Source organism: Pseudoalteromonas sp. G5_S1_14_S5 (assembly GCF_054968605.1).
Map to the genome: position 1 here is coordinate 1 of NZ_JBQKUM010000122.1, position 7,102 is coordinate 7,102.

The 7,102-nt window shown below is 43.2% G+C and carries 6 protein-coding genes; all 6 read left to right on the forward strand.

Annotated features, from left to right (window positions below; genetic code table 11):
• Positions 1-611 precede the first annotated feature (611 nt).
• Positions 612-890, forward strand: a complete 279-nt coding sequence (locus tag ACTRWI_RS21485) for a hypothetical protein (protein WP_499133752.1) — start codon at positions 612-614, stop codon at positions 888-890.
• A 164-nt stretch (positions 891-1,054) separates the two neighbouring features.
• Positions 1,055-1,561, forward strand: coding sequence for a thiol peroxidase (gene tpx / locus ACTRWI_RS21490; RefSeq protein WP_499133753.1), 507 nt, complete (start codon positions 1,055-1,057; stop codon positions 1,559-1,561).
• Positions 1,562-1,867: 306 nt separating this feature from the next.
• Complete coding sequence (locus ACTRWI_RS21495) at positions 1,868-2,086, forward strand: hypothetical protein (RefSeq protein ID WP_499133754.1); 219 nt, start codon at positions 1,868-1,870, stop codon at positions 2,084-2,086.
• Positions 2,087-2,336: 250 nt separating this feature from the next.
• Positions 2,337-4,919, forward strand: a complete 2,583-nt coding sequence (alaS, locus tag ACTRWI_RS21500) for an alanine--tRNA ligase (RefSeq protein WP_499133755.1) — start codon at positions 2,337-2,339, stop codon at positions 4,917-4,919.
• A gap of 220 nt (positions 4,920-5,139) precedes the next feature.
• Positions 5,140-6,321 carry an aspartate kinase gene (locus ACTRWI_RS21505; protein WP_499133756.1) on the forward strand — a complete coding sequence of 394 codons (1,182 nt, stop codon included), beginning with the start codon at positions 5,140-5,142 and terminating at the stop codon, positions 6,319-6,321.
• 92 nt (positions 6,322-6,413) lie between these two features.
• On the forward strand, positions 6,414-6,611 hold the full coding sequence (gene csrA, locus ACTRWI_RS21510) for a carbon storage regulator CsrA (RefSeq protein ID WP_004415691.1): 198 nt from the start codon (positions 6,414-6,416) through the stop codon (positions 6,609-6,611).
• Positions 6,612-7,102: the final 491 nt, after the last annotated feature.

Sequence of the window (7,102 nt, forward strand, 5' to 3'; positions counted from 1 at the left end):
CATCAATGCCAGTGCCAGCATCCGCCAATTCAAGTTGCACTTCCGCCTCAACGAAAGGCTTAATTTCTTCAACCTTCAGAGCTTGGTGCTTTGGTGAAATCACCAATAAGTCACCTTGCTTACTGATTGTTTTGAGCTCTAACTCATTAGTATCTAAATTTTGAATACTTTACGAATATAACTAATGGTGTTGGTTAGGGACTGATCGTTAACTAACATACCTTGCCAACACTCTTCTCGCGAAACGCATCTATCTTAGTGCTTTAACAAGTGCAACAGAACTTTGAACGGCAGAGGGCGCATGCTGACCGCGATATCCGCTGGATGGTGAGTCAGTGTCCTTATCTCAATATCAATAGTGACGGAATCGGTGATATTACGTATTTGATTCATGGGCTTAGTAATTTAAATGAAATTCATTTTGGCGGGCGGTACTTGAAGCATAGGAGGGCTAAAATCTCATTGGTTATATAAAGATTACATTTAGCTATGTCGTTATGTTTTTGTTTGGCAATGGTTTGTGGTGGGAACGAGGGCTGGTTGTTAACGTAATGCCGCCTCGAGCTTGGGTGATAGCTTTACTTCTAATCGTTGTTTTAAAGGTAATTAGGGTGCCAGAAATTAAACAGAAAAACTCTCAATCGGTGAGTCAGCTGTTGCAAAAGTATAAGGACGTCACTTCCATAGAGTCCTTTCAACTGGATGTTGTTCAATCTCTTACTAAGATTTTTTCCGATTCAGAGAAGAGCCTTGAACGCTGCGACAAGGTGACCTTACTAAAGGTTTCTCAGGAGCATATTGATCAAGAAATTGATTTCTCTCTTTCTGTTGGTTTCGACGATGCGGTTGCTATCCTCAATCAAATACGAAAAGTAATCGAAGCTGCCTAAGCGTTGAATTTGCGCCTGAGGGTTAATAAACGTTTTTACTAACTTCGCAGGCGCAAATTACGAATGAAATAATAGATAAGAGGTGTTCGATTTGAATACCTTAGATAATAGCAACGCAGTCAGCTAGAACAGCCATTTTAAGAATTACATTGAAAGGAATAAACATGAACACAGTGACATTTATGGGCGATAACATCGCACTAGCAGGTGACTTCCCACAAAAAGGTGAAGTACTTACTACACCAGCAATGACATCGGTATCGTTAGCACCAATAACGATTTCAGAAAAACAAGCTGATTTTAAACTGATCTACTTGTTCCCAAGCGTTGATACACCAGTATGTTCAAGCAGTACTAAGGTGATCTCTGAGCTAGCTGAGCTAAAATCAGAGTCAGTGGATGTATACACGGTTTCAACCGATTTACCATTTGCGCTTGCTCGTTACCAAGAGAGCGAAGATGTGGAAGGTGTGGAGCAGCTATCGGTGTTCAAAAATCCAGAGCTATTAAAAGCATTCGGTACTCAGTTTGAAGAGCATGCACTATCTGGCTTGTCAGCTCGTGCCGTTATTCTACTAGATGCTAACAACGTAGTGTTGCACAGCGAACTGGTTTCGGAAGTGACTGAAGAGCCAAACTACAACGCTATTGTTGAAGCTCTAAAAGCTTAATCATAGCGAGAGGCCTTGGTGAATTTTGGGCACCAAGGCTTCACCGTTAATTAGGCGAAACTGTATGGATTACAAGCGTTAGGTGCATTGATTCTGGCAATTGTATTACACATTTAACCTATCTCTTTAAGAAGGAGCCAGTGGGCGTGTAACCTCAAACATTTGGGCTTTGTTACGCCATCGTATGCGCGGTACTCTGAGTTGAATGAATTTATGTTGTACTCGTTTAGTTCTGACGAAGATTTTTTTGTCAGCGATAGGATTCAAACTCTGAATCAGTATGGGGCGGTCGAAACGGCATAGGTTGTGTTTGTCGGGAAATACACATTACAAGACAACCATTTAGAGATGGTGTTTAATGAAGTGAACTTCAGACATAAACATCCGAATGACATGCTCAATCGTAATCAGGTACTGTATAAGGGTTTTACGATTCAATACGATATTGAATTGGACGGTGATTTTCTTTACCTGTTCTCAGCTAATAACAGCGAAGAGTTCAACCATATCTGTACTAAGCGCTAGTCTTCCCAAATCATCCACTCCTAGCGAAATGCTTGCTTATCAGAGTTTATTTAAGCTTCTCCCATAAATATTCACCCTACCGTTTTTCTTTATATCGACTAGTTACAACCTAGTGGAATATTCTTCATTTTCGCTAATTCCAACTAAAATCCACCCAAGGGCGTCTTTTCTACAAGAAAACTAGTCGAAGCCTTAACCATGATCTACAATACGGCAAAATTCTAACTCGACTATTTTCAGGAAGAGCTGCATGTACATGAGCACTGATGAGGTTCGCAACGCGTTCCTTAAGTTCTTTGAGAGCAAAGGACACCAAATCGTAGACAGTTCATCGTTAGTTCCACATAACGATCCAACCCTGCTATTCACTAACGCAGGTATGAACCAATTCAAAGATTGTTTCTTAGGCGCCGAAAAGCGTGCCTACACTCGAGCGACTACGGCTCAACGTTGTGTACGTGCTGGCGGTAAACACAATGACCTTGAAAACGTTGGTTTCACGGCTCGTCACCACACATTCTTTGAAATGCTTGGTAATTTCAGCTTTGGTGATTACTTTAAAGAAGACGCGATTGCGTTTGCTTGGGAATTCCTAACAGAAACTCTACAACTGCCAAAAGATCGTCTATTGGTAACGGTATACGAGACAGATGACGAAGCATTCGATATCTGGAACAAGAAAGTAGGTGTACCTGCTGACCGTATCGTTCGCATCGGCGACAAAGAAGGCGGTAAACAGTTCGAGTCTGACAACTTCTGGACAATGGGTGACACAGGTCCTTGTGGTCCATGTACTGAGATTTTCTACGATCACGGTGAGCACATTTGGGGCGGCCGTCCAGGTACTCCTGAAGAAGATGGTGACCGTTTCATCGAGATCTGGAACAACGTATTCATGCAGTTCAACCGTCACGCAGACGGCACAATGGAACCGCTACCTAAGCCTGCTGTTGATACCGGTATGGGTATTGAGCGTATCTCCGCAATCATGCAAGGCGTTCACTCAAACTACGAAATCGATGTATTCCAAAAGCTAATCAAAGCAACGGCTGAAACGATCGGTTACGAAGACCTATCAAACCAGTCGCTACGCGTTATCGCTGACCACATCCGTTCTTGTTCATTCCTGATCGCTGATGGCGTTATGCCTTCAAACGAAGGTCGTGGTTACGTTCTACGTCGTATTATTCGTCGTGCAGTTCGTCACGGTAACAAGCTAGGTGCACAAGGCGTATTCTTCCACAAACTTGTGGGTGTACTAGCTGAAGTGATGGGTTCTGCAGCAGACGAGCTGAAGAAGCAACAAGAGCTTGTTGAAAAAGTACTTCGTATCGAAGAAGAGAACTTTGGTCGCACACTAGAGCGCGGCATGGTTATCTTGAACGAAGCACTAGACGCACTTGAAGGCAAAGAGCTAGACGGTGAAACAGTATTCAAACTTTACGATACCTACGGCTTCCCTGCTGACTTAACTAACGACGTAGCTCGTGAGCGTGACTTCACTATTGATGAAGAAGGCTTCGAAAAGGCGATGGAAGTTCAGCGTCAGCGTGCACGTGAAGCGGGCCAATTCGGTACTGACTACAACGCAACGATCAAAGTGGAAACTAACACTGAGTTCTGTGGCTACACAGGTACAGAAGGTGCTGGTGAGATCTCTGCACTGTTCGTTGAAGGCGAAGAGGTTGCTTCTCTGTCTGCGGGCGATAAAGCAATCATCATCCTTGAAGAAACCCCATTCTACGCGGAATCAGGCGGTCAATGTGGTGATACCGGTACGCTAAAAACTGCGTCTGGCCTTTTCAAAGTTGAAGACACTCAAAAGCTAGGTAACGCATTTGCACACCACGGTGAGCTAGTTGAAGGTGTATTCGCGAAAGGCGATAAAGTAGAAGCTACAGTAGACGCTGAGCGTCGTGCTGCTATCTCACTTAACCACTCTGCAACTCACTTACTTCACGCTGCACTGCGCGAAGTACTTGGTGAGCACGTGGCTCAAAAAGGTTCTTTGGTTAAGCCTGACAACCTACGTTTTGACTTCTCTAACCTTGAAGCGGTAACGCCTGAACAACTTAAAGAAGTAGAACGTTTGGTTAACGCGCAGGTTCGTAAGAACCATGCAATTGAAACCAATATCATGGACATCGAGTCAGCGAAAGAAAAAGGTGCGATGGCACTGTTTGGTGAGAAGTACGATGATGAAGTTCGCGTGCTGTCCATGGGCGATTTCTCTACTGAGCTTTGTGGTGGTATCCACGCAAGCAACACTGGTGACATTGGTCTGTTCAAGATCACTTCTGAAGGTGGTATCGCAGCGGGTATTCGTCGTATCGAAGCGGTAACGGGTGAGGCTGCACTAGATGCAGTAGAAGCTCAAGCTAACGCTTACGAAGAGAAACTGGCTGAGTCAGCTAAAAAAGCGAAGTCTCTAGAGAAAGAAATCCAACTACTTAAAGAAAAGATGGCTGCAGCTGAAAGTGCGAACATCATGGGCAAAGTAGAAGAGATCTCTGGTACTAAGGTACTGGTTGCTGCTATTGAAGGTGCGGACAACAAGAACCTACGTACTATGGTTGATAACGCTAAAAACCAAGTAGGTAGCGGTATCATCCTAATCGCTAACGTAGCAGGCGGTAAAGTTGGCTTGATTGCTGGTGTAACTAAAGATCTTATCGGCAAAGTAAAAGCGGGCGACCTGGTTAAGATGGTTGCAGAGCAAGTTGGCGGTAAAGGTGGCGGTCGCCCAGATATGGCTCAAGCGGGCGGTACTGACGTTGAAGCACTACCTGAAGCGCTTAAATCTGTACGTACTTGGCTAGAAGAGCGTCTTTAAGCTTAAGTAATTGATACAAAGATGCCCAATCAGTTGATTGGGCATCTTTTATTTTGCCTATTGGAAGAGTGTCTAAACCAGGTTTGATTCAGATTAACCAAGAAGTCTAATGTCAACGTAAGACTTCTTGGTTAATTTTTTATTGCTTCGCCATGACGCGGAGCGTGTGTTTTTTTGTCATATATAGACATTGGTCTTGGGAAGGTGAGGACGGGTGAAAATGCCTCTTATCGTGCAGAAGTTTGGCGGAACGTCAGTGGGTTCAATAGAACGAATCCAACATATAGCAGAGAAAATCATTGAAGCGAAAAATGAAGGCAATCAAATCGTGGTTGTGGTTTCTGCTATGTCAGGTGAAACAAATCGGTTAGTTAACTTAGCCACCCAAATCGATAGTGTACCAAATGCTAGAGAATTGGATGTGTTACTAACGGCCGGAGAGCAAGTTTCCATGGCACTGTTGGCGATGACGCTGCACAAGTTAGGTTATGAAGCGACATCGATGACAGGCTACCAAGCGAGAATTCACACCGATTCCAATCATAACAATGCGACGATTGAGCGTATTGATACTGCTCCTATTCAAGCCCTTTTGGACGAAGACCAAATAGTGATTGTGGCAGGCTTTCAAGGCATCAATGCTAAAGGTGATATTACGACACTAGGTCGTGGTGGCTCTGATACTACAGCGGTTGCCTTAGCAGGAGCTCTGCAAGCCAAAGAGTGCCAGATCTATACTGATGTTGATGGCGTTTATTCGTGTGACCCTCGAGTTGTTAAACACTCAAAGAAACTCGATACCTTAGATTTTCCATCGATGGAAGAGATGGCTCGACGTGGTGCTAAGGTGTTACACCTTCCTTGCGTTCAGTATGCTTGGCAACACAATGTGCCATTGCGTGTGCTTTCAAGCTTTGAACAAGGCGAGGGCACACTTATTGCGGGCGACCAGTGTTTGAATGATATTTCAGGCCTGGCTATACAAAGAGATATGGTGCGTATTGAGTGTTTGAATGAAGACCTAGATTCTTTCTTATCGTATTGCCAATTGTTAGGAATTGAAGTCTGTTGTGTGATCGAGGAAACAGATCGGGCAGCACTCATTATCAAACAAGACATAAGTGCCAAATTAAAACTAGTTTTTGATGAGAAAATCCGTAATAGTGAACGGGTTAGTTTGTTAACTGTGGTAGGAAGCCGAACACAAGAAATGGTGGTCAGTTCACATGGATTGTTGTCTGAAGGCGAAATTGATGTTCAGCATCACTTATTGCAGCAGCAGTCTTTAACCTTGGTGGTATCACCAACGCAAGTCGATATGGCTGCTAACATATTACATAATGCATACATCGTAGCGCGTGAAACACAGGGTTATCCTAAAAAAGAAGTGCATTTTGGCTAAATAAACTTAATCGATAGTTTACGAAAATATAACTTTTGTTGGATAATGCTCTCGTAGCTAGATAATTTTAGAGATTACTCAAGGAGCAAAGAATGCTAATTTTGACTCGCCGCGTTGGCGAAACACTGATGATTGGTGATGAAGTAACAGTTACTGTACTAGGCGTTAAAGGTAACCAAGTACGCATTGGTGTTAACGCACCGAAAGAAGTATCTGTTCACCGTGAAGAGATCTACATGCGCATTCAAGCTGAAAAAGGTAATGGTAACGTTGCATCTGGCAACTACTAATACTTTGCGTAGAGAAGAGGCTAGCATTACTGCTAGCCTTTTTTGATCTTGGAGTATGAGAAATCGATGTTGGGATATTGATTTATCGGATGGTGCGTTTGTTTTGATTCCATTGAGATAATACTCCAGTAAGTGGAGTATTATCTGAGTTCTTGCATGATGAAGCTCGTAGCGATATTTATCTGCCAGACTTCAAGATTTATTGGCTTCCCCAATAGCGCAAATACGCATCCCGTAGTATTGTTCATTCAGCGGTAGCACTTGCTGCTGAAGAAACTAGATAATTGTTTTTAGCGGTTTATTATTGCCAATCTTTCACCTTAATTTTTAAGGGAAAAAGCGCGCTTTTGATATTATAAGTTCAAATTGCAAGCGCTTTGATTAAATAGCAAACGGTTGAGTGTTTTTGTCCAATTTTTTTTAATAAAGTGTTTGACATATTTTCGGTAAAACGTAATATGTGCCTCCGCAAGACGGTGAGGTGGCCGAGA

Bases quoted from the DNA above. Each gene is read 5' to 3' on its own strand.
- csrA (WP_004415691.1), top strand. From the start codon at position 6,414: ATGCTAATTTTGACTCGCCGCGTTGGCGAAACACTGATGATTGGTGAT.
- alaS (WP_499133755.1), top strand. From the start codon at position 2,337: ATGTACATGAGCACTGATGAGGTTCGCAACGCGTTCCTTAAGTTCTTT.
- tpx (WP_499133753.1), top strand. From the start codon at position 1,055: ATGAACACAGTGACATTTATGGGCGATAACATCGCACTAGCAGGTGAC.
- ACTRWI_RS21505 (WP_499133756.1), top strand. From the start codon at position 5,140: ATGCCTCTTATCGTGCAGAAGTTTGGCGGAACGTCAGTGGGTTCAATA.